Consider the following 22,190-nt stretch of genomic DNA (forward strand, 5'->3'; position numbering starts at 1 on the left):
GCAATGAAAAAATAGGAGATTGACCATGTGTTCGATGCACACAAGGAAATCTATCTTTTTTTCGAAGACCTCCGTCCGAATTCAATTACATGATTCAAAGGGCGTTTAAAAGCGACCGAAAAATCGGAAATCAATGCTGGCTTCGATGAAGCCAAGGAGATTTATCTTTTTTCCGAGCTTTTAGCCCGTGTTCAACTCTACAAGTAATTTGAGACACGTTTCGTGTCCAAGTTACTACGGTTGCCGCTATCAGGCGACCAACCTAGTAGACTTACTAAGTTTTTTGTCGAATATTATCGATTCGTCAAAAAACTGTCGCAACTTTACATACAACTTGGATACAAAACATATTTCAAGTTACTAAAGTTAAAAATCTCTAAAATATTACATAAATTAATTTATGTAATATCATTCTTTATTATAAGTCTTTCGGATTGCATCTTTGATGCTTTCAACTGTTGGAATCATTGCATTTTCTAGATTTTGTGCATAAGGCATTGGCACATCCTCTCCGGCGCAACGGCGGATTGGTGCATCTAGATAATCAAATGCTTCTGATTCTGAAATAATAGCTGAAATCTCTCCGATATAGCCACTTGTTTTGTGGGCGTCGTTGACAAGCACCACCTTACCAGTCTTCTTCACTGAGTTAATGATGATATCCTTATCAAGCGGAACGAGGGTACGTGGGTCCACAATTTCAACTGAAATTCCCTCTTCTGCTAATTCTTCAGCAGCTTGAACCACACGACGAAGCATTTTACCATAAGTAACGACTGTTACATCTGTACCTTGGCGTTTGATTTCACCAACTCCAAGTGGGATTGTGTAGTCTGGATCAACTGGAACTTCCCCTTTTTGGTTAAATTCTGACTTGTATTCAAGAATGATAACTGGGTTGTTATCACGGATAGAAGACTTGAGCAGTCCTTTCATGTCAGCAGGCGTACCTGGAGCTACAACCTTAAGACCTGGGATGTGTGTAAACCAAGACTCTAGAGACTGAGAGTGCTGAGCTGCAGAACCAACTCCGTTACCAGCTGCACATCGGACAGTCATTGGAACCTGACCTTTTCCACCAAACATATAGCGTGTTTTAGCAGCTTGGTTGACGATATTATCCATGGCAATAACCGAGAAGTCCATGAAGGTCATATCGACGATTGGACGAAGTCCTGTCATGGCTGCTCCTGCTGCTGCACCTGAGATAGCAGCTTCAGAAATCGGACAGTCACGGATACGTTCTGGACCAAATTCTTCGAGCATTCCAACAGAAGTTCCGAAGTCTCCGCCGAAGACACCGACGTCTTCTCCCATCAAGAATACATTTTCATCGCGACGCATTTCCTCAGACATAGCAAGGATAATGGTGTCACGGAACGACATTGTTTTTGTTTCCATTTTTATCTCTTTCTCCTTAGTCTGCGTAAATATCTTCAAATGCTGATTCTAGTGGTGGGAATGGGCTTTCTTCAGCAAATTTAACAGAAGCTTCTACTGCTTCCTTGACTTGTGCTTGAATTTCTTCCAATTCTTCTGCACTTGCAATATTGTTTTCAATGAGGTATTTGCGAAGGTTTTCGATTGGGTCTTTTTGTTTCCACAATTCCACTTCTTCACGAGTACGATATTTACCAGGGTCAGATGATGAGTGGCCAAGCCAGCGATAGGTTACACTTTCGATCAAGACTGGGCCATTGCCACCACGAACATGATCTACAGCTTTCTTAAATCCTTCATAGACATCGATGACGTTGTTCCCATCTTCGATAAACATTCCAGGAATTCCATATGCCGCACTACGTTGATGGATATGCTCTACATTGGTCATTTTCTTGATATCCGCAGAGATCCCATAACCGTTGTTAATGCAGTAGAAAACAACTGGCAAGTTCCAAATAGAAGCCATGTTGACTGCTTCGTGGAAGACACCTTCGTTGGTCGCACCATCTCCAAAGAAGCAAACGACGATTTTTCCAGTGTTTTGCATTTGTTGACTGAGGGCTGCACCGACAGCGATTCCCATACCACCACCAACGATACCATTGGCACCGAGGTTCCCAGCATCCAGGTCAGCGATGTGCATAGAACCACCTTTTCCTTTACAGGTTCCAGTGTATTTCCCGAGGATTTCAGCCATCATTCCGTTGAGGTCAATCCCCTTAGCAATAGCTTGCCCGTGTCCACGGTGATTTGAGGTAATCAGATCATCTGGATTAAGAGCCAGCATCGCTCCGACGTTAGCAGCTTCCTCTCCGACAGAAAAGTGAGTCATACCGGGAACTTTCCCCTTTTTCACTAACTGAGCGATTTTTAAGTCCATGCGACGGATTTCTTCCATCTTACGGAACATCTCTAGCAAAAGATTCTTATCTAAAGTTGACATAATCTTGCCTTTCTAACTTTGTACTTACCTTACTATTTTACCTTTTTTAGTATACGCTGTCAAAGTATATGGCTAATAAAAATTCACAATATAAAAAAATAAACCCCTGTTAAAACAGGGATTCTCTCTAGTTAGAGTATTTTTTCACAAAGTGCTTTTTCAGGATATTTTCCAAAAATTAGCTCAATCTTTTCATTACGGTTTTCAGACGCCATTGATACAAACAACCAGAAACAATCAAGCTGGCAATTAACCCAATCCAGTAGGCAAATGCCCCTAAGTCAGTTACTTGATCTAGTAGATATCCTAGTGGTATCGCTACTCCCCAATATCCGATTAAGCCAAGATAGAAAGGAACGATAGTGTCCTTATACCCTCTTAAAATTCCTTGGAGCGGAGCCGCAAAGGTATCAGCTAGCTGGAAAAAGAGACTGTAGGTTAGAAATACAGCAGTTGTTTCAATGAACTGAGAGTCATTCCCATATAGACTTGCTACACGATCTCTAAAAATGTAGAGAAAAGATAGGGTAAGACCTGCAAAAATAAGGGCGGTTACTCTCCCCAGACGAGCATAGATTTTTGCATCCTCAAAACGTTTGGCCCCCACCTCGTAAGACACAACAATCGCCATAGCAGAGGAAATACTCATAGGAAAAGCATACATGAGACTCGAAAAATTCATAGCTGACTGGTGACTGGCAATGATGAGCGATGAAAACTTAGCCATGATTAGTCCAACCACGGAGAAAATGGCTACTTCAGCAAATACGGTTCCCCCGATTGGTAGACCTAATCGAACACCTTCCTTGATTTTATCTATATTTAGTGGAATGCGTTTTTCAAGATGTAACGCTTTTAACCTTTCTTGTTTGAATAAAACAAGAATAGAAATCCCCAATAAAACCCAATAGGCTAGTGAAGTTCCTAGTCCTGCTCCTGCGCCACCAAGCTCAGGGAAACCGAAAGCTCCATATATCAAGAGATAGTTAAAACCACTATTGAGCGGAAGTAATAGGAGCATGAGGTACATAGATAGCTTGGTCAATCCAAGAGAATCCAACAAAGAGCGAATGACACTGAACAGCAACAAGGGAATAATTCCAATAGACAGGTACCAAAGATAGGAAACTGCAACTGCCGCCACTTGAGCTTCTAGTCCGATGTTGGTTAAGACAGGTGGCGCTAAGAATACTACCATTCCAAGCAAGACCAAAGACAGTCCGAAAGCCAAGTAGATAAATTGGTAAAAATCAGATGCTACTTCTTCCTTTTTGCCCCGTCCCAGATGATGGCCTATGATGGGAACCATGGCCGAAACAATCCCTGTTAAAAAAGTAAAGAAAGGATTCCATAGACTCGTTGCGGTTGACACCCCCGCCAAGTCCATGGTATTGTACTGCCCAGTCATGGTTGTATCAACAAAAGAGGCAGAATAATTGGCAAATTGATAGATCAGAATAGGGAAAAATATCTTAAGAAATAAGACAAACTTGTCTTTAAATTGATGGGTTGGATACATATACGCTCTCTATTCTTATAGTTTCTAGAGCAGAATCCCATCTAGTTTTGGTAGACAATTTGTCCCTTGCAGATGGTATATTTAACCTGCCCTTTTAAAGTTTCACCGATAAATGGGGAATTAGCTGCTTTTGACGCAAAATGGGAGTCCACAAGGCGGTCAGCCTTAGCGTCAAAGATAGTGATATCCGCTGGACCATTCTCAGCCAAGTAACCTGCTTCAAAGTTGTAAAGCTTGGCTGGATTGACAGTCATTTTTTCTAGCAATTCCATCAAGCTCAACTCACCAGCTTCCACCAAATAAGTCAAACCAAGAGAAAGAGAGGTTTCCAAACCTGTCATACCAGATGGTGCTTTGGTGATATCTTCAACATTTTTCTCATCTGCATGGTGAGGCGCGTGGTCCGTTGCGATAACTGTGATAACACCTGACTTGAGACCTTCGATAACGGCACGACGGTCTGACTCCAAACGAAGTGGAGGATTCATTTTGGCATTGCTTCCTTGAGTTAAAAGAAGAGCTTCTGTCTTAGAGAAATGCTGTGGCGCTACTTCTGCTGTGACCTGCGCACCTAGTCCTTGAGCAAACTCCACCACCTTGACACTTTCTTCCTTAGACAAATGCTGAATGTGAACATGGGCCTTGGTTGCATAGGCAATCATAACATCGCGCGCAATCATAGCGTACTCAGCCACTCCTGTCGCTCCACAGATATGGAAATGTTCTTTAGCGATGTTTTCGTTAAAGCCAAGAATTCCATTCAAACCTGGATCTTCCTCATGAAGGCAGATAAAGGTATTGAGTTTTTTGGCTTCTACCATTGCTTCCTTAACCACTTTACTACTTTCAAGCGGAATTCCATCATCTGAAAAACCAACGGCTCCAGCTTCTAAAAGAGCCTTAAAGTCTGTCAAGTCTTGGCCATTAAAGTTCTTGGTAATAGTCGCAACTGTCTTGACGTTAATCTTTTCCTTGGCAGCAGACTGGAGAACTTCTTTCAAAGTCTCTACGTCCGAAATGGTTGGACTAGTATTAGCCATCATGACAACGGTTGTAAAGCCACCTGCAGCGGCTGCTAGGGCCCCAGTATGAATGTCTTCTTTATGAGTTTGACCAGGTTCACGGAAATGAACATGGATATCGACTAGTCCAGGCGCAACAACAAGGCCCGTAGCATCAATTAGCTCTGCTCCTTCTTCCTTGATTTCGGCAGCTATTTTGACAATTTTCCCATCTTGCACTAAAACATCACACACTTGATCCAAACCAGACTTGGGATCCATTACACGACCATTTTTGATTAGTAGCATCTGCTTTCTCCTTTATTCATAGAAATCAACTTGGGTATCCAACAATTTATCCCCATCATAAACAAACTTTGCTGAAAAGAAAGGTTTATCTTCTAAAAGCCACTCAACAAAGGTGTGATCACCCTCCCAAGTTGGCTTGCTTAAGACTTCATCATAGGGAACCCATTCTAAGGTCCCCTCATTGCAGTCAATCAAGTCACCCTCGAACTCTGTCACCTTAAAAACATAGGTGTACCAGTCTAAATCTGGCGTAAATTCAGGAAAAGTGATAACACCTTTAAGTACTGGCTTGGCTTTGAGCCCTGTTTCTTCGAGGATTTCACGCGCTGCACATTCCTGTGGAGTCTCACCTCGCTCTAGCTTTCCACCCACACCAATCCATTTGCCTTCATGGACATCGTTGGGCTTCTTATTGCGATGGAGCATGAGCAGTTCTTTTCCGTTATCAATGTAGCAAATCGTCGCTAACTGAGGCATATTCTCTCCTTATCTAAGCCAATCGATTGGCTCTTGTCCTGTCTCTTTTAAGAATGCATTGGCCTTGGAAAAAGGCTTGGAACCCCAAAATCCTCTATAAACAGATAAAGGACTTGGATGGGCTGATTCGATAATCAAGTGGTGAGGATTGGTAACCAAGGCCTTCTTCTTGCGTGCATAAGCACCCCAGAGTACAAAGACTATCGGTCTGTCTAGATTATTGACAACCCGAATCACGGCATCAGTAAAAGGCTCCCATATCTGCCCAGCATGACCATTGGCCTGCCCAGCAGGAACCGTCAAGCAAGCATTGAGAAGTAAGACTCCCTGCTCAGCCCAAACTGTCAAATCATGGGATGCTTTAACTCCAATATCATCTGCTAATTCTTTCAAGATATTTTGCAAGGATGGCGGAGCTGGAATAGCATCTGGAACCGAAAAACTCAAGCCCTGCGCCTGATCTGGCCCGTGATAGGGGTCTTGCCCTAAAATCACCACCTTAACCTCTTCCAGAGGAGTAGTCAAGAGAGCCTGAAAAACCTTTTCCTTAGGTGGATAAACAGTTCCCTGAGCATAGACCTGTTCCATAAATTGATTGATTTTCCCAAAATAACCTTCAGGTAATTGCTCCTTAATCAAAGCATGCCATGATGAGTGTTGCATCTTTCTCTCCTTTATCGTATCCATCTAAAAGCACGTCTTAATTCATCCGTACCATTTTTAAAAAAGCATAAACCATGTGCAAGTATGATTTTATCCGGTTTCCAGTTTAACATACGGGAAAAGGAAACCTTTGCTTCCCTTTGTCTTCCTAAAAAAGTCATCCGATAATCGATAGGAGTTTGTCCATCAGGGGCTGTTACACGAGCTAAACGACAAAATCTTCTGCGGATTGGACTGGATATTTTTTCCGATTCAAAATTCTCTATAAGGTCCGTTACAATGAGTGTTTTAGTTGATTTATGAAAAAACACCACTTCTTCAATCACAGAACTACCCTTAAAAATAAGCTGATCAATCTCATCAGACCATAGGTCAGGAGCCTTATCTGTTAAGGGAGCATCGAATACCACCTTGACATTCTGACTTTTCGCTCTCTCTTCAACTCCTGGACTAGACCATGTTTGCGCATGAGGATATCTTTTTTTCCAATCTGCAATATAGGCATAGTGAATCTTATTTGGAGAAATCAGGTAAGCGACTCTGCCCAAAGCATCCAGTTCAGTAAAGAGCTCCTCGTTTGGCGCGATTGGAGAATGAATCCAGAGTTTTCCATCCTTTAACTTAACCACTGTCATACGTGTCTGAAAAGGTAGTTTGAAGACCTTCATATCCATTTGAATCAAATCACCATCTACTATCCAGATATTTTGATCAACTTCCTTTAGTGTATACAATGGTTCATAAAGAGAAAGTTCTGGTTTTGACATAATTTACTACTCCTTCGTTTTTACTGCCTCTATTATAGCAAAAAGTGGCTATTGAAACCACTTTTTACAGTTCTTATATATACTGTTATTGACCCTATTATTTGACATTAGTATTCACAGTATCAATCAGCCATTAAAAACTTTTCAATTGTATCAATAGCATAGGAAAGTTGATTATTTACAGACATCATCCGTTCAAGATTAGCGTCCATATAGTAGAGTTCAGATAAACCACCCCTAGGGAGAAAGAGGGAATAGTGGATATTCATCTTCTCTCGAGTACTTAACTCTATATGATTGCTTAAGATATACTTTAACTTTTTTAACGAATTTACTTGAGCAACCACACCTTTTAACTGATACTGCTCGATGAGATTTAGTAAATTATCAATCTCTTCAATGACTTTAATTTCCATATCAACACCTCTTAGGGAAATCACTACAAAGCATCTAAACAATCCAGCAAGTCTTGGTAAGAATGAACTTCATAAGTTGGCTGGGCTTGTGTGTTATTTTCGAGGTGATGTGGGTTGTACCAGATAGTATCTATGCCAGCATTATTGCCACCTTGAATGTCGGCGGTTAGAGAATCTCCGATCATCAGCGTCTTTTCTTTGCTAAATCCTGCAATCTGCTGACCGATTTTTTCATAGAATAATGCATCAGGCTTTTGCGTTTGCAACTGCTCAGAGATAAAGACTTGGTTGAAATAGGGAGCCAGACCTGATTGAGCCAGACGACCCGTCTGGATGGCAGTAATCCCATTTGTCGCAGCATACAAATCATAATCACGTTCGATGAGGCTGTCCAAGAGTTCATGAGCACCCGAAAGAGTTTGTCCCTGTTGGGCTAAGTAAAATTGGTAACGCTGAGCAAGTAACCTACCGTCTTTTTCCTGTCCAAAATGCGCAAATAGACGAGAAAAGCGCGTGTTAACCAGCTCTTGTTTACTGATTTTCTTTTGCTCCAACTCCTTCCAGAGAGCCTTGTTCATAGGAACATAATAGTCTTTATAGGCTTGAATGTCCGCAACTCCTTCTTCCTTTAGAAGTTGCGTCAAAGCCACATCCTCAGCAGCATCAAAATCAAGCAAGGTGTGGTCAAGGTCGAAGAGTAGAAATTTGTAGGGCAATTTGAAGTTTTCCTTTCTAAGGAGATAAAATAGTCTCATGAACCTTCAAAACAGGAAAAGAGACAAAGTCCAAGTAATTATTTTATTTTCTTCTTTCACACAGATAATTTATTTAACAAGTCTCATTAAATTTATTTTTTATCTAGCTGATTTTCCTTTGCAACGACAAATTCCTTAACCAATCGATAGATAACAGCAAATATCGGTGTAAAGAATATCATCCCAAGTAAGCCAAAGAGATTGCCTCCGATACTAGCTGCTGCAAGTGTGAAAAGAGCTGGCAAACCAATAGACTGACCTACAACTCTAGGATAAATAAGGTTTCCTTCAATCAGCTGTATAACTTGATATAGAAGAATGGAAAGTAAGGCTTGAGTAGGACTCACTGTGAAGATAAAAATCGCTCCCACAACACAAGCAATCATAGGCCCTACATAAGGAATGAACGATAGCACTCCTGCAAAGATACCTGTCATTACCCCATAAGGTAGGCCAAATAGGCTATAGCCAACCGCTACCATAACTCCTATTATAACCGCTTCAATCAGCTGACTCATCAAAAATTGGTCATAAGTCTCTAGTGCTACTTGTCCAATGTAAGTCAACTTTATCACCACCTTCTCTGGAAGAAAAACTTTTAGAAGTCGACTCGTCATCGCTGCCAAATGTTCCTTACTGGATAAAAATAAAAAGGTGAAGACTATAATCAAAAAGGCATTCATCAAACTTGAAAAAATATTGCCGATATTACTAGTCAGACCTGATAAAAAACCTATCAAAGCTTGGCTAATAGAACTAGATTGTCCCTGTATGCCTGATACGATAGTTGACAACATGTCTTTGGTTACAAATTCCGAGCTGTCTAGCAATTTCCCAAGTTGAGTAAGGACTGTTGAAAGGACTGTTCCCAGCTGACTAATAGTCTGGGCTAGGGTTGGCAGCACCAAAACCAAAAGAGCAATCACGATTAAGATAAGAGCTAGGAAAACAAGTACCATGGCAATCGGACGACGCAACTCTGCCTTTACCTTCAATTTAACTAAGTACTGTTCAATTTTTTTCATAGGAACATTAAGCACAAAAGCAATAACAGCACCATAAATCAAGGTTGATATTACATCAAAGAGAGAGATTGCTCCTGATATAAAGCTCGATGCATTCAGAATTACAAGAGCAACCAGCCCTATAAAAAGTATTAACGGGGTGTATTTTTTTACTAAGTTCATAAATTCTCCTTAATAAACATGTTTAGATACGACTATACTATTTGGTTTTTCAAACTCTCGATTAAGGTAGGCTTGGTAAGTTCCTGGAGCGATAAATCCTTTGGGTGAGAGGATATCGGTGCCAGCCTGACCGACTATGGTATCAGCCAAGAGCACACAGTTTGTAGATAAGACAAAGTAGGATTTAAACTTAGATTTGATAAATTTATAAAGTTCCCCATCTGTCTCATGTCTGATTTTATAAGCGTAGGTGTAGTCTTCCTTACCATCACCTGTCATGATTTTATCTGCACTTGGCTCCCATGGAATCGTCAGTTGTTTCAATTCAGCCAACTTTTTCTGAACTGCTTTTTCCATTTCAGGCGTCAAATCTATCCCATAACCAAAAAGCGTTTTTTGACTCTCACGTTTACATAGGTCAATGTACTTGTCACGATCACAGAAATATAAGACACCATCTCCTACCATGCCAAATAAGGTCTCAGAAGACGGATCATAGTTGCCATAAGAAATAACACGGCCTTGATAGCAGATATCCACATGACCAATTGCCGAAAACAGAGAGGTCTCAGCTGTATGAACAAAAATTTCAAGCTCCGCTGTCTTACCAGACTTCACCATTCCAAGATGGATATCCTCTCTCTCATCAGCATTTTCCAGCATAAATTTGTTAATTTTTGCTAAAGTTCTTGCAGGGATGAGAGCGGCTAGGACAATAGGTAAGCTAATTCTAATGCGACGTTTGAGATGGTTTTTCCCAATTTCCCCTTCAAATAAGAAACCGTCACGGATATTGGACAGACCATAAAGGAAAAAATAAGCCCCTAAAACAAAGAGTTGAAAGACAGAATTTCCCGTAGAGGACAAAAGACTAGCTCCACCAAGAAAAACTAGTACGAGTCCATCTAGTAAGAGACGAAAACGAGGTCGAATATTATTTTTACGGTAGAGAACATAGGTGACAAGATTAATCGTGGCCTTAAAAATCTGATAAACTCCAATCACAAGAGCCAGAACATAAATCGGTATATCAGTCGCAAGATTAGAACCTAGCAAATATCCCAGCACTAACAATTTAACCAGTGCAACTCCCAAGGTATCCGTTGACTGGCTTTTTTTGAAAACTCTTAATAGCAAATCTACGACCGTTGCTATCCAAGCTAAAAACAGAACCAGGCGAATAACTGTTACTGGCAACCAAGTCCCCGTGACCATCAAGATGAGACCTAGCAGAACAAACAAGAACCCCTGAGCAAGTAATTTCTTACCTGTCAGACCTAAAGATAGAATTTTTTCCATAAAAGACCTTTCAAAAATAATAATTAAGCCATTTGAGAAAACTAACGATTATGTCAATCGTGGTAAAAACCAATCAATGCCATCAACTCATCATGACTAGCAAATCTGGTGAAGATCCTGACTTTCATCACAAAAATCAAATCAGTATTTTTAATGGTTGACTAGAGGTGAGTAATAACATAGAAAAGTAATTTTTCATTCATTTTTGCACATTCTCTATAACTATTTGATTTATTCCATTAAGTAATTTCGAAGAGTAGAAATTTATTGAACATTGAGCTTCCTTTCTGAGTTTCATTAAGAATATTATAGCATAAATGAATCTTTGATTTATTGAGTTTCAAATACTTTTTACACTCACATTTTGACCGTGCTCAAGTGAAAAGCTAAAACTAGTCAGCAAAACTTCTATTAAATCTTTTCCGGAACTCGTTATGAAATAATGCGATAAATTTGTTATATGCTCTGCGATATTATTTCCCCAAGGAGGAGTGAGTGACAAATCTTCAAAATCCCATATAACATCCTGAGGGAGAAATTTTTTCAACTCCTCTTGGATAGATAACAACTCCTCTATTCCTCTTTCAACAGATTCAAAAGGAACATCTCCCCAGTAAAGCTTATTCATTATTACTGGGTATCTACTTCCCCACTCATTATTTTCTAAGCGAACATAAATAGTCGAAAAGAATGAATTAAAAAGACTCCCTTCTCCTATAGTCCACCAATTATAACCAACCATTAACCCTACAGACATAGATATTCTCCTACTCATTTTTAATATTATTTAACGTCAACTAAAGTTTTATATTGATAGTATCTAAAACATACATTCATTCTCCCTTACCCCAACTCCTTGGCTATTCTACTCTTTTCAAGTTTTCCCTTAGTAATTCGTTTCCATAAAACAAGCGGGTTCAAACTATAAGATAGGCGTACAATGTAGTAATTAAGCCATTCGATAAGGGCAAAAAACTCTATCAACGTGGCTAAGACAGCCACTTGGACACTTTGCGTGTTCCAGACAATAAAAGTAAAGCCTGAAATAAGTAAAACAAGGTCTAGTATTCTGAAACCACTATATAGTTTGGGGACACTAGCGCTTCCGAACTGAGGTTTCGAGAGTCTTCTAATCAAAATCGCCCAATAGATTGAACCTTGAAGCAAAATAAATGTCAGTAAAGACAGAGGATAGAGAATGGTTACTAGACTATTCACATCACCAAGCCTATTTTTCAAAAGAAAAAAACAAAACCAAATAGATAGGACGGCTGTGAACTCTCCCAAACAGAGGGACACCAACTCTTTTTTAACTTTCTCTTTTTGTATGCTCATCATTTCCCCCATCTATCTATCATCCTATATCAGAAAAAAGCTATTCGAATCATTTTCTAGTTAACATTTCTCAGAATCAAGCTATTCTAAGCATCGAACAGTTCAATCCCTTTAATATCAATGTAATTCTAAGTTTAGAATTACATTAAAATAAATGTTTTAGACCTATTCTAAGTCTATGATAACCCTAAATTTTAATTTTAGAAGGATTCTAAAGCTAGAATAGCTCTAAAATTACGAGCACCAAGCTATTCGAAACTTAGAAAAACCTTTTCTAAACTTCATGAGCACTTCAATTAACGTTTCTTACAATTTTTCTGATGAGCTTTGAGTTTTTTCAGAGCCCAGTCATAGTGACTGGAGGTACTACTGACAAAGTAGGAACCTAGACTTGTCCCTCCCGTCCACTTATAGAAACCTTTGGTAAAGAGTTGGTCATTGCTGAAGCCTTCCATCAACTCTAAAACCTCTTCATGCGATTGCTCTAGTAGTTTAGTCGCTTCTTCTAAAGATGTTTTCTGGTGCTTCTTCCAAATAGCGACATTCATTTCTCCATAAGTTTTCCAATTATAAGGCTCAGGAAGAAAAGATCGTTCATGTCCCTTTTGATTAGAATAAACCCAGCTCAAAAGTAACTGATGCCATTCATAGAGATGGATCAGAACGTCCCGTAAATTTTTATCTCTTTTCCAGTGAGCTTCTTTTTTCTTTTGGTCTTTTGAAAAATCAAAAGGAGTCTGTAGCTCTTCTTCACTTAACTGAGAAATTAGGAGATTAAGTTTTTCATAGTTTTCCTTAGAGGCTAACACTAGCTCCTCTTTTGTTTTTGGTCTAGGCATAGGTTTTCTCCCTTCGTTTTCTAGTAGGTTAAGGTATTTTCTTACTTCATTATACCATAATCAAAAAGCAGTTCTTCGTTTTACGAAAAACCGCTTTTACGAACTATTTTTTTATGCTTATAGTCACTACTTTACATATAAATCTTTAAAGAGACCATCTACTTCTGCTATCTGATAGAGCAAGTTGGATAGTTCTTGGTAATCTTCTTTTAAACATGAAAGGTGGGCTTGGCCAAATAGAGTAGCCAATTCTTCTTTGAATCTTGCCCCTTTCGGATCATGATCTTTTAAGAACTTACTGAGATAGAGATTTCGAACAGCAGCAAGTTTGAAACTGAAATACTGATGCAATTGTTTTTGCTCGGTATTTAAGCCGTTTTCAGCAACTGCTTTTGCATAGCATTTCAAAACACCGTTTTGACCATTCAGATATCGGGACTTTATAATCTTTGCTGTTTCCTGATAGATTTCAGTCTGACTAGGACTCTTGATCTTCTTAAAATTTCCCCACATGGAGTAGACTCCGCGCTTATAGTCAATACCCTCTGCCTTCCAGGCTTCTAAGATGTCATTAAAAGCAACCTTCATGCAGGCAAAACCAGCTGGATCATGCAAATAGAGGTGCTGATGATCAATGCCATACACGGTTACGAAGTGATCCACACCATAAAGGATTGTGTGATTAGGATTGTAGGTCAGATGGCCCATATCAAGAGGTCCCAGTACGACAGGTCCATTGGACAGAAAGGTTTCTAACTTTCCTTTAATCTCTTCCGAATCTACTTCTGCTTCATCTTTTAGATAGAAGTCTTCATAGTCAAACCCAAGTATTTTTAAGGAATGAGAGATAGAAAGATCTGGCATTTCGTTATCAAAGAATACTAGAGGGTGCTGGTCATCTTCCTTTACAATACTAGCGCCATTTCCCATCGCCATGATTGCCTCTAAAAACTCTGCTTTAAAGTCATAACCATAGCCATCCAGTGCCATTGCCAATGAATAACTATAGCAAAGTGACACATCTCCAAAATACATCTGCATATTTCTGCCTCCTTATCTTCTATGGGACTATTATACCGAGAAAACTATTCTCATGCCCCATAAAATCCAAACAAATAATATGGGGTTTTGTGATCTATAGTCATGAACTTCAACAAGAAAACTGGCTGTTTCTCTCAACAACCAGTTTTCAATTTTTAAGCTAATTCTTGACTGTTTTTCTTATGAAAGAAAAGCGAGACGATAGCCAAAATACCAAAGGCTAAGCCGACATACCAGTAAGGTTGATCTAGGGTCGTTGAACGACCTGATAGATTGACAATACCTCGAAAGAGCATTCCAGCTGTTAGGACTGCAACTGCCGAGTTCCACAAGTTTAGGCTGATTCGTCCTACGTTTGGCATGATTTTCAACAGTAATGCCAGAACGATACCCCCTACTAGAGGGACTGCAAAGAGATAGTGCATATGAAGCGAGGTCTCCCCAAAACTAAAGGACTCGTAGATACGGCTAAATGCAAATAAGAAAATAGTGAGAAGACTATAGCTAACGAGTGTATTTTTGAGGCGTTTGTTTTTGATTTTAGTAACCGATGTATACAATATCACTCACCGCCCTTTCTGATATCTTACTTCCACCTGTAGTCGGTTTATTGATTACCTGACCGTTAAAGTAGAGAGTTGAGGATCCACCACCATCAAGGTTATAGGCTGTCTTCACTCCGTAAGATTTCATCACTTCTGCCATCTGGTAAAGTGATAAGCCTTTGCTTTCAGAGGTACGACCATCCGAAACGACGATGATGTAGTGATTTTCATCGATAATCCCGATGGCAGTACGAGGATTCGATGACATGGCTTGACCGACTTCTGTATTGGTATCAACAGATATTTCTCCATTCTCAACTAGAGACGGACCAAATGCCAGTAGATTGACGACACCGTCCTGAACCAATTGATCGGCTGAAACTTGGTCCTCGTAGATGATTTTAAAGGAGCCGTCCTTGTAAATGGCAAGGTCACCGTTACTAGCATCTTCACGGACACTGTCCCTATAGACAACTCCATTACGTATAACATAACCAGAACTATTGGCTCCATAGTAGTCACCGTTAACTGCTAGAATGGCATTGTTTTCAGCAGCCGTTACAGAGGTTTTAGCTGTGACGTTAGTTCCATAGGAGTTTTGAGCTAAAGCTGTTTTGAGATAATCCGATGAACTAAGGGTTATATCTGCCACATAGACTTGCGTTTCATTGACAGTCTTTTCAGTGAGGGTGACACTGATATTTCCATCTGAATAGCTAGTATCCGTCACTTGAGCATTTTTTGCTGCCTGACTTGCTGCTGCGGTGTTAGAGGTTGAGCCGGTATTAGATACAGTGGAAATCGTTTCAGCGAGTACAAAGGTCTTCAACATCGAATAGGTAAAGGAGCTTGTCAGGAGCAAGCCCAAGACCGAGGCGTATAGATAGGGTTTCTTTAAAACTTTCATAATGGGCTACAAGTCCTTTCTTTGAAAATAAAGCGAGTTTGAACTGTCCAAGAGAGAATAAAGAGCATGATTCCGACAAGTATCTTCGCAATCATCAAATTGACTCCAAGACCTGAATTAAAGAGACGAATCAGGATGGTGTCTAGGATAAAGAGACCAACTGCTAGTCCAAAATAGCCTGATCCTGTTTTAAAACTGCTCGCCTTGTTCTTAAAGACCAATTTTTTGTTGGTAGAAAAGTTAAAGATGGAGCTAGTCACACGTGCCAAACCATTTGAGAGGAGAACACGAAGACCTGTCGGAATAAAGCTCAAGCATAGAATAGAGAGAGCGTAGACCACATAATCTACGATAAAACTACTAAAAGACGAGAGCGCAAACTTTAAAATATTTTTATAAATCATCAAGCCATCCCGAATAGGTCGGAAGTGAGAAGCCTCATTGTCGTTGATATAGACTGTTTCAATCGGAACTTCTAAGATTGGGTAGGCTTGGCTTGCTTCGAGGAGCATGTTCATCTCGTATTCATACCGTTGTCCTTCTACCTTGAGCATAAAAGGGATCATATCCGTTGAAAAGGCACGTAATCCTGTCTGTGTGTCGGATACAGCGACACCTGTCTGCAGTTTAAACAAGATACGAGTCAAGCTGTTTCCAAAACGACTACGTAAGGGAACCTTGCCATTAAAGGCACGGACACCAAGGACAAGTGTATTAGGATTTTCATTTGATTTGGTCAAGCTACGAAAGATGTCCCAGATCCTATGTTGGCCATCTGAGTCAGCTGTGACCACAGTTCCAGGCATGTTAAGTGACTGAATGTACTCAAAGGCTGTTTTCAGAGCTTGACCTTTTCCTTGATTGACCTGGTGGTGAAGCACCGTCGCAAAATCCTCTGCTTGAGCAAAAATGTCTTGGCATTCTGCTGAACTTCCATCATCAATGACAATGATGTAAAAATTGCTCCTGTTGTGAATCTTTTCAATCAATTTGATGAGATTGTAGTCAGGTTCGTAAGCTGGAATAACTAGATAGTTCATATTTACACCTCTTTCTTTGATGATTGGAAAAGTATACAGATAAATGCTTAAAAATTCCTTATACTTAAATTAAAGTAAAATCACTTTTATTGTTTTTCTTAAAAATCCCTGATTCCAAAAAAAGAAAAACTCTGTATAAGGTGCCTTCTACAGAGTTAGTTTTGCATCTTTATAAAATGTCAGAAAATTAACTAGTCCTTGATTACTGGTATCCAGAGTTCCATTTGATAGTCAGGTGACGACATGTCTCCTTCAGTATAGACTTCAAAGTCTGGCGCTCCTGAGTGGCGATAACCAGTTTCTGGGAAAAAAATTTCTAGAACATATTTCCAAGCATGTTGGATGCTTGTTGGTATAGCCCCATTGACTGGTACGATAGCATATTCAGCTTCAGATATGTCTTTGATTGACAGACCCAATTCTTCTGCTTTAGCTTTATCCGTCACATCATAGGCAGCCATATAGTTGATAATTTCGCCTTCTTTGACATCCGAGCAGACACCAAAGGATTGGCCACTGCCCAGACTTTCTAGGCTTTCTAAGCTATGATTGGCATAGAGCTGCTCCCATGCAGACGGACACTGGCTATTGTCAATTGCTTCCAATAGGACTCCCGCTACAGTAAAAGCGGCTTTCTTTTGAATCTTGATATCCATGTTCTTTCCTCCTGTAATCTTTAAGGATAATTGAAGTCTAGGAAAGACCCGATAAGGTTTTCCATTTCGAACTTCTGAGGGGGTTGCACCATGGAATTTCTTAAAAGCTGCGCTGAAGGCATCCGCAGACTCATAGCCATATTTTAGTGCTATATCAATGACTTTCTCAGTAGTTTCCCGCAAGTCTGTCACAGCTTCTGACAGCCTGCGATTGCGCAAATATTCTGCCAAGGTCATATCTGCCATGATGGAAAAGAGTCTGCTAAAAAGAGGATAAGAATAGCCTGATAGCTGCTGAAATCTTTTCATATCCACTTCTCCAGTCAGCTGCTCCTCCAAATAATCCATGGTTTGGTTGAATTGATGCATCATATTCGTTTCTTCTTACCTCCACAAGATACAAAAGTCCTTAAAAGCAAAGTGAAAATAGAAAAATTGACGCTAGAGCTTCTAGTCCTAGAAATTTTTTCTTTTTCGAACAGCTTTTAGGTCGTGTTCAATTCTATCTATAGTCTATCAGATATCAGATACTTCCGCCCTAGAATCTTTGTACAAGATCTAAAGGTGTAAATTTCTATAACTTATCCTTTAATTTCTCAACAAAGAGATAAGCTGCTGGGCAGGTCAAGGTGTTCTTAATCGTCAAATGGTTGATTTGATGAATCTTCTTACGATCTGTATGGGGAAATTCCCGGCAGGCCTTTGGACGAACATCATAGATAGAACAGAGATTGTCTCCACCTAGAAATGGACAGGGCATAGATTTAAAAACCTTGTCACCGTCTTCGTCCACCTGAAGGAATTCCGCTTCAAAAGCTGGTAATTTCATCTTAAAGTACTTAGCAATACGAGTAATATCTGCTTCCTTGAAGTCAGGTCCCAAGGTCTTACAACAGTTAGCGCAGGCAGTGCAATCAATCTCAGAAAAAACTTCTTCGTGAATTTGCTGGGCTATCTTATCTAAGTTTTTAGGAGGTTTTTTCTTTAGATTGGCTAAGACTTTTCGGTGCTCCTTTTGCTTTTGCAAGGCTATTTGGTGATAGTACTCAATATCAATTTCTTTAAACATAGTTTCTTTCTAATACAAGTGTTTTTGTCTATTATACCATAAGTTATTTTTCATTTTTGAGTATTGCACATAAAAAGCCCTTCGGAAAAATCCGAGGGGCTAGAAACGTTGTTAAATCAACGATAATTTTTCAAGTTATCTATTAAAAATAATCATTAATCCTATCTTCAAACCAGTTTCTTCTCCTAGCTCTAGATAATTCCAAGTTAATAGAAAATTTTCCAACTGTAAATGCACTATATAGACAAATCACAAATTTTTCAAACCAATTCATTTCTTCGATATATTGTTTAAAGCAAAGATAACAATAATGTTCTTGTAACGGCTCTAATGCTTTTATACGTTCCCTATTATTATCGGCATATTTTTCATTTATTTCATGATAACGTTTTGAAAAATCAGGATCATGTTCAATTTCGTCATCAAATGTTGCCATTGCAAAATCTAACGAACTAATATAATACCCCTCTATCAGTGCTCGTCTAGAAAAAACAATTAATGCTATGAATGCAGCGATTAAAGCGAGAACACCTCCGACCATATCCCAAAATTCAGAGGCATAAAAATTTCCAGAGATTAGATAGTTAAAGCCGAAAAGAATAGCCACAAAAAGAATTATCCATAATAAACCTTTAGCGATAAAATCCGTTCCAAATGATCTACGTTCCCATTTTTGCTTAATCTTCAAGTTTATCTCCTTTTTTGAGGTCTATTATATTTTATCATACAATCAACTAGATATCTACCAACTCATGATACGCTCCCATATTCGGTAATGGAATAATACTAAAATACAAATCTGAGTAAGTTTCAAACCATTTATTCAGCTTGTTATAGGCTGGCGACTGACTAACAAATAATATACGTTGACAAGCTCCAGTCAAAAAAGCACTAAGGGGAAGAGTCCCAAAGTGCTTTTTTATAGCTTTACAGCCTCTAATCAAATAAAGAGCTTATTTTTTCAAGTTGTAGAATGATTTCAATCCACGGTATTCAGCAACTTCACCAAGTTGATCTTCGATACGAAGCAATTGGTTATATTTAGCAATACGGTCTGTACGTGAAAGTGAACCAGTCTTGATTTGACCTGCGTTAGTTGCAACTGCGATGTCAGCGATTGTTGAATCTTCAGTTTCACCTGAACGGTGTGATACAACGGCAGTGTAACCAGCTTCTTTCGCCATTTCGATAGCGTCGAATGTTTCAGTAAGAGTACCGATTTGGTTAACTTTGATAAGGATTGAGTTAGCAGCACCTTCTGCAATACCTTTTTCAAGGTAAGAAGTGTTTGTTACGAAGAAGTCGTCACCAACCAATTGAACTTTACCACCAAGACGTTCAGTAAGAGCTTTCCAACCGTCCCAGTCGTTTTCGTCCATACCATCTTCGATAGTGATGATTGGGTATTTGTTTACCAATTCTTCAAGGTAGTCGATTTGTTCTGCAGCAGTACGTACAGCAGCTCCTTCACCTTCGAATTTAGTGTAGTCGTAAACTTTGCGTTCTTTATCGTAGAATTCTGATGAAGCACAGTCAAATCCGATAAATACGTCTTTACCAGGAACATATCCAGCAGCTTCAATCGCAGCAAGGATAGTTTCAACTCCATCTTCAGTTCCTTCGAAACGAGGAGCGAATCCACCTTCGTCACCTACGGCAGTTTCCAAACCACGTGATTTAAGGATTTTCTTAAGAGCGTGGAAGATTTCAGCACCCCAACGAAGAGCTTCTTTGAATGTTGGTGCACCAGCAGGTACGATCATGAATTCTTGGAAAGCGATTGGAGCGTCAGAGTGAGAACCACCGTTGATGATGTTCATCATTGGAGTTGGAAGAACTTTAGTGTTGAATCCACCAAGGTAGCTGTAAAGTGGGATTTCAAGGTAGTCAGCAGCAGCACGAGCTACAGCGATAGACACACCAAGAATTGCGTTTGCACCCAATTTACCTTTGTTAGGAGTACCGTCAAGTGCGATCATAGCACGGTCGATAGCTTGTTGGTCACGTACATCGTAGCCGATGATTGCTTCAGCGATGATGTTGTTTACGTTGTCAACAGCTTTTTGTGTACCAAGACCACCGTAACGAGATTTGTCACCGTCGCGAAGTTCAACTGCTTCGTGTTCACCAGTAGAAGCTCCTGATGGAACCATACCACGTCCGAAAGCACCTGATTCAGTATAAACTTCTACTTCAAGTGTTGGGTTACCGCGTGAGTCTAGGACTTCGCGAGCGTAAACATCAGTAATAATTGACATTTTTTACTCTCCTTTGAGTTAAATTTTTTACACCTCTATGATACCTTAAAAACAAGTGTTTTTCAAGAAAAAACGTTATCTTTGTGCAAATTTTCCTTAACTTTATAAAGTAATCGCTTTCTTTTATCTGTTTTCTTGCGATTTTTGTGATATACTGTTTTTATGACAGATTTATCAAAACAACTACTAGAAAAAGCTCATGGTGGGCCGAAATTAAACCCAGATGAACAACGCCGCTATCTCGGAACTTTTGAGGAAAGAGTTCTTGGCTACGCTGATATCAGTACTGCCAATAGTCCTGAATTAGAACATGGATTTTTCTCTATTTTAGAAAGCTTTCAAGAAAAGGTAGAGGCACTTTTTGTGAAGATCTCTCCAAATATAGAGTTTGACAAACAGGTATTTTACTTAAAACAAGCAAAGGAAAGCAACTGTCAGGCGACTATTGTTTCAGACGATCATATCACCTCTCCTTTCGGTCTTGTCATTCATACAAATGAACCTGTTCAAGTAGATGAAAAGGACCTCAGACTTGCTTTCTCAAGCCTCTGGGAAGAGAAAAAGGCAGAGGTTCCTAAAAAATCTATCTGGAAAAAATGGTTTGGTTAATGGTTTCTCAAATTTAACAAACGACCAATATTAGTAGCTGTGTGCTCCAAATAGAGACTTGCATTTTTCAGACTGTCTTCTAAAGGCTCACTTTTCTCTAAAATGGAAAAGGCTGCTTGTATATTTTCGAATGGTAGGGGAGGCAAATCGTCAACAAGACTACCACAAATAGCAATAACAGGAACTCCGCTAGGGGTTCTTTTTGCTACACCAATAGGAGCTTTTCCAGCAAAGCTTTGACTGTCCAGTCTGCCTTCTCCAACGATAACCAAGTCAGCCCCTGCAACTTTCTTGTCAAAGTCAATCAAATCCAAGCAAGTATCAATCCCAGATACGATACAGGCCTCAGCAAAGGCACATAGCCCAGCAGCAATCCCACCACCAGCTCCTGCTCCCTTCAGAGATAGGGTTGAAGGCGAGAATTTTTCATAAAACTCCTGTATGGCAAAATCTACAGTTTCAAATAAACTGGGATCCAAGCCCTTTTGTTTTCCAAATGTATAGGTTGCCCCTTGATGACCACATAGAGGGCTCACAACATCTGCTAAAATGCGGATTTTCACATCTTCAGGAATCCTATACAACTCGCTGTCTGAAACTGACTTGAACTCAAGCAAAGTCTGACCACAAGCTGGCAATTCCTTTCCATTCTTATCATAAAAACGATAACCTAAACCCGCAGCAATGCCTATCCCACCGTCATTACTAGCCGTACCACCAACGCCGACATAGATATCTTTCATCCCTTGATCAATGAGATGGCGGATTAATTCTCCGATACCGCGAGTTTGGATGTGGAGAGGGTTTCGTTTCTCCTGCGGAATCTTTCCAAGACCAACCAAGTCAGCAACTTCGAAGAGCGCTATTTGATCTTTTTGAAAGTAGCGCATGGATTCTTTTGAGCCAAAAGGTCCAGTGAACTCTTGCCATTTTTCTTCTAGGTCAAGAGAATGTCGGATAGCGTCTACAGTTCCTTCCCCGCCATCACCTACAGGGCAAAGCAGACATTCTATATTTGCTATCGATTTTTGGAATCCTCTTTTTATAGCTTGAGCGACCTCTTCTGCCGTCAAACTTTCTTTAAAAGAATCGGGTGCAATTACAATTTTCAT

The 22,190-nt window shown here is 39.8% G+C and carries 24 protein-coding genes; 1 reads left to right on the top strand and 23 read right to left on the bottom strand.

The annotated features are described in order from the left end of the window. Positions 1 to 408: 408 nt before the first annotated feature. From O3652_RS02520 to eno, 22 genes are all read right to left on the bottom strand, one after another. The gene (locus O3652_RS02520) at positions 409 to 1,401 is read right to left on the bottom strand and encodes an alpha-ketoacid dehydrogenase subunit beta (RefSeq protein WP_000448706.1); all 993 of its coding nucleotides are present in this window, start codon (positions 1,399 to 1,401) and stop codon (positions 409 to 411) included. 16 nt (positions 1,402 to 1,417) lie between these two features. Next, entirely contained in the window at positions 1,418 to 2,386 is a 969-nt protein-coding gene (locus O3652_RS02525; RefSeq protein WP_000105373.1) for a thiamine pyrophosphate-dependent dehydrogenase E1 component subunit alpha, read from the bottom strand. A 178-nt stretch (positions 2,387 to 2,564) separates the two neighbouring features. Beyond that, entirely contained in the window at positions 2,565 to 3,905 is a 1,341-nt protein-coding gene (locus tag O3652_RS02530; RefSeq protein WP_000283627.1) for an MATE family efflux transporter, read from the bottom strand. Between the two features lie 41 nt (positions 3,906 to 3,946). After that, positions 3,947 to 5,215: a dihydroorotase gene (locus O3652_RS02535; RefSeq protein WP_000924511.1), complete on the bottom strand. Its 1,269-nt coding sequence runs from the start codon at positions 5,213 to 5,215 to the stop codon at positions 3,947 to 3,949. 12 nt (positions 5,216 to 5,227) lie between these two features. Then, on the bottom strand, positions 5,228 to 5,692 hold the full coding sequence (locus tag O3652_RS02540) for an 8-oxo-dGTP diphosphatase (protein WP_001135768.1): 465 nt from the start codon (positions 5,690 to 5,692) through the stop codon (positions 5,228 to 5,230). Positions 5,693 to 5,701: 9 nt separating this feature from the next. Beyond that, the gene (locus tag O3652_RS02545; protein WP_125413728.1) at positions 5,702 to 6,355 is read right to left on the bottom strand and encodes a uracil-DNA glycosylase; all 654 of its coding nucleotides are present in this window, start codon (positions 6,353 to 6,355) and stop codon (positions 5,702 to 5,704) included. A gap of 11 nt (positions 6,356 to 6,366) precedes the next feature. Next, a complete protein-coding gene (locus O3652_RS02550; RefSeq protein ID WP_084944538.1) occupies positions 6,367 to 7,122 on the bottom strand; it encodes a DUF4336 domain-containing protein in 756 nt (251 codons plus the stop codon). A gap of 122 nt (positions 7,123 to 7,244) precedes the next feature. Next, positions 7,245 to 7,538 (bottom strand): hypothetical protein, encoded by a 294-nt coding sequence (locus O3652_RS02555; protein ID WP_084944539.1) that lies wholly within the window; start codon positions 7,536 to 7,538, stop codon positions 7,245 to 7,247. Between the two features lie 23 nt (positions 7,539 to 7,561). Next, positions 7,562 to 8,254, bottom strand: coding sequence for a YjjG family noncanonical pyrimidine nucleotidase (locus O3652_RS02560; protein WP_125413729.1), 693 nt, complete (start codon positions 8,252 to 8,254; stop codon positions 7,562 to 7,564). Between the two features lie 131 nt (positions 8,255 to 8,385). Further along, entirely contained in the window at positions 8,386 to 9,480 is a 1,095-nt protein-coding gene (locus tag O3652_RS02565; protein ID WP_185755893.1) for an AI-2E family transporter, read from the bottom strand. A gap of 9 nt (positions 9,481 to 9,489) precedes the next feature. Beyond that, entirely contained in the window at positions 9,490 to 10,779 is a 1,290-nt protein-coding gene (locus O3652_RS02570) for a DUF308 domain-containing protein (RefSeq protein WP_125413730.1), read from the bottom strand. Positions 10,780 to 11,119: 340 nt separating this feature from the next. Next, complete coding sequence (locus tag O3652_RS02575; RefSeq protein WP_000110627.1) at positions 11,120 to 11,536, bottom strand: Imm70 family immunity protein; 417 nt, start codon at positions 11,534 to 11,536, stop codon at positions 11,120 to 11,122. 86 nt (positions 11,537 to 11,622) lie between these two features. Continuing rightward, positions 11,623 to 12,126, bottom strand: a complete 504-nt coding sequence (locus tag O3652_RS02580) for a hypothetical protein (RefSeq protein ID WP_002874596.1) — start codon at positions 12,124 to 12,126, stop codon at positions 11,623 to 11,625. Positions 12,127 to 12,410: 284 nt separating this feature from the next. Next, positions 12,411 to 12,953: a ClbS/DfsB family four-helix bundle protein gene (locus tag O3652_RS02585; RefSeq protein WP_001137898.1), complete on the bottom strand. Its 543-nt coding sequence runs from the start codon at positions 12,951 to 12,953 to the stop codon at positions 12,411 to 12,413. A 126-nt stretch (positions 12,954 to 13,079) separates the two neighbouring features. Further along, entirely contained in the window at positions 13,080 to 13,994 is a 915-nt protein-coding gene (locus O3652_RS02590; RefSeq protein WP_070683920.1) for a peptidase, read from the bottom strand. A gap of 155 nt (positions 13,995 to 14,149) precedes the next feature. Continuing rightward, the gene (locus O3652_RS02595) at positions 14,150 to 14,560 is read right to left on the bottom strand and encodes a hypothetical protein (RefSeq protein ID WP_371590038.1); all 411 of its coding nucleotides are present in this window, start codon (positions 14,558 to 14,560) and stop codon (positions 14,150 to 14,152) included. After that, entirely contained in the window at positions 14,535 to 15,446 is a 912-nt protein-coding gene (locus O3652_RS02600) for a phosphodiester glycosidase family protein (protein WP_070683924.1), read from the bottom strand. The genes O3652_RS02595 and O3652_RS02600 overlap by 26 nt, the downstream gene beginning before the upstream one ends. After that, entirely contained in the window at positions 15,443 to 16,486 is a 1,044-nt protein-coding gene (locus tag O3652_RS02605; protein ID WP_070683926.1) for a bifunctional glycosyltransferase family 2/GtrA family protein, read from the bottom strand. Before O3652_RS02605 ends, O3652_RS02600 begins: the two co-directional genes overlap by 4 nt. Positions 16,487 to 16,677: 191 nt before the next feature. Continuing rightward, entirely contained in the window at positions 16,678 to 17,514 is an 837-nt protein-coding gene (locus tag O3652_RS02610; RefSeq protein ID WP_070683928.1) for an AraC family transcriptional regulator, read from the bottom strand. 202 nt (positions 17,515 to 17,716) lie between these two features. Next, a complete protein-coding gene (locus tag O3652_RS02615; RefSeq protein WP_070683930.1) occupies positions 17,717 to 18,211 on the bottom strand; it encodes a YkgJ family cysteine cluster protein in 495 nt (164 codons plus the stop codon). Between the two features lie 142 nt (positions 18,212 to 18,353). Further along, a complete protein-coding gene (locus O3652_RS02620) occupies positions 18,354 to 18,899 on the bottom strand; it encodes a hypothetical protein (protein ID WP_070567423.1) in 546 nt (181 codons plus the stop codon). A gap of 265 nt (positions 18,900 to 19,164) precedes the next feature. Further along, complete coding sequence (eno, locus tag O3652_RS02625) at positions 19,165 to 20,469, bottom strand: surface-displayed alpha-enolase (RefSeq protein ID WP_000022824.1); 1,305 nt, start codon at positions 20,467 to 20,469, stop codon at positions 19,165 to 19,167. Between the two features lie 162 nt (positions 20,470 to 20,631). Between eno and O3652_RS02630 the strand changes: the two genes are divergently transcribed. Continuing rightward, positions 20,632 to 21,078, top strand: a complete 447-nt coding sequence (locus O3652_RS02630) for a YueI family protein (RefSeq protein ID WP_125413081.1) — start codon at positions 20,632 to 20,634, stop codon at positions 21,076 to 21,078. Here O3652_RS02630 and O3652_RS02635 read toward each other — a convergent pair. After that, positions 21,075 to 22,190, bottom strand: coding sequence for a glycerate kinase (locus O3652_RS02635; RefSeq protein ID WP_125413082.1), 1,116 nt, complete (start codon positions 22,188 to 22,190; stop codon positions 21,075 to 21,077). The two genes, O3652_RS02630 and O3652_RS02635, sit on opposite strands and share 4 nt — an antisense overlap.

Source organism: Streptococcus sp. 27098_8_23, from assembly GCF_041432195.1.
Lineage (GTDB): Bacteria > Bacillota > Bacilli > Lactobacillales > Streptococcaceae > Streptococcus.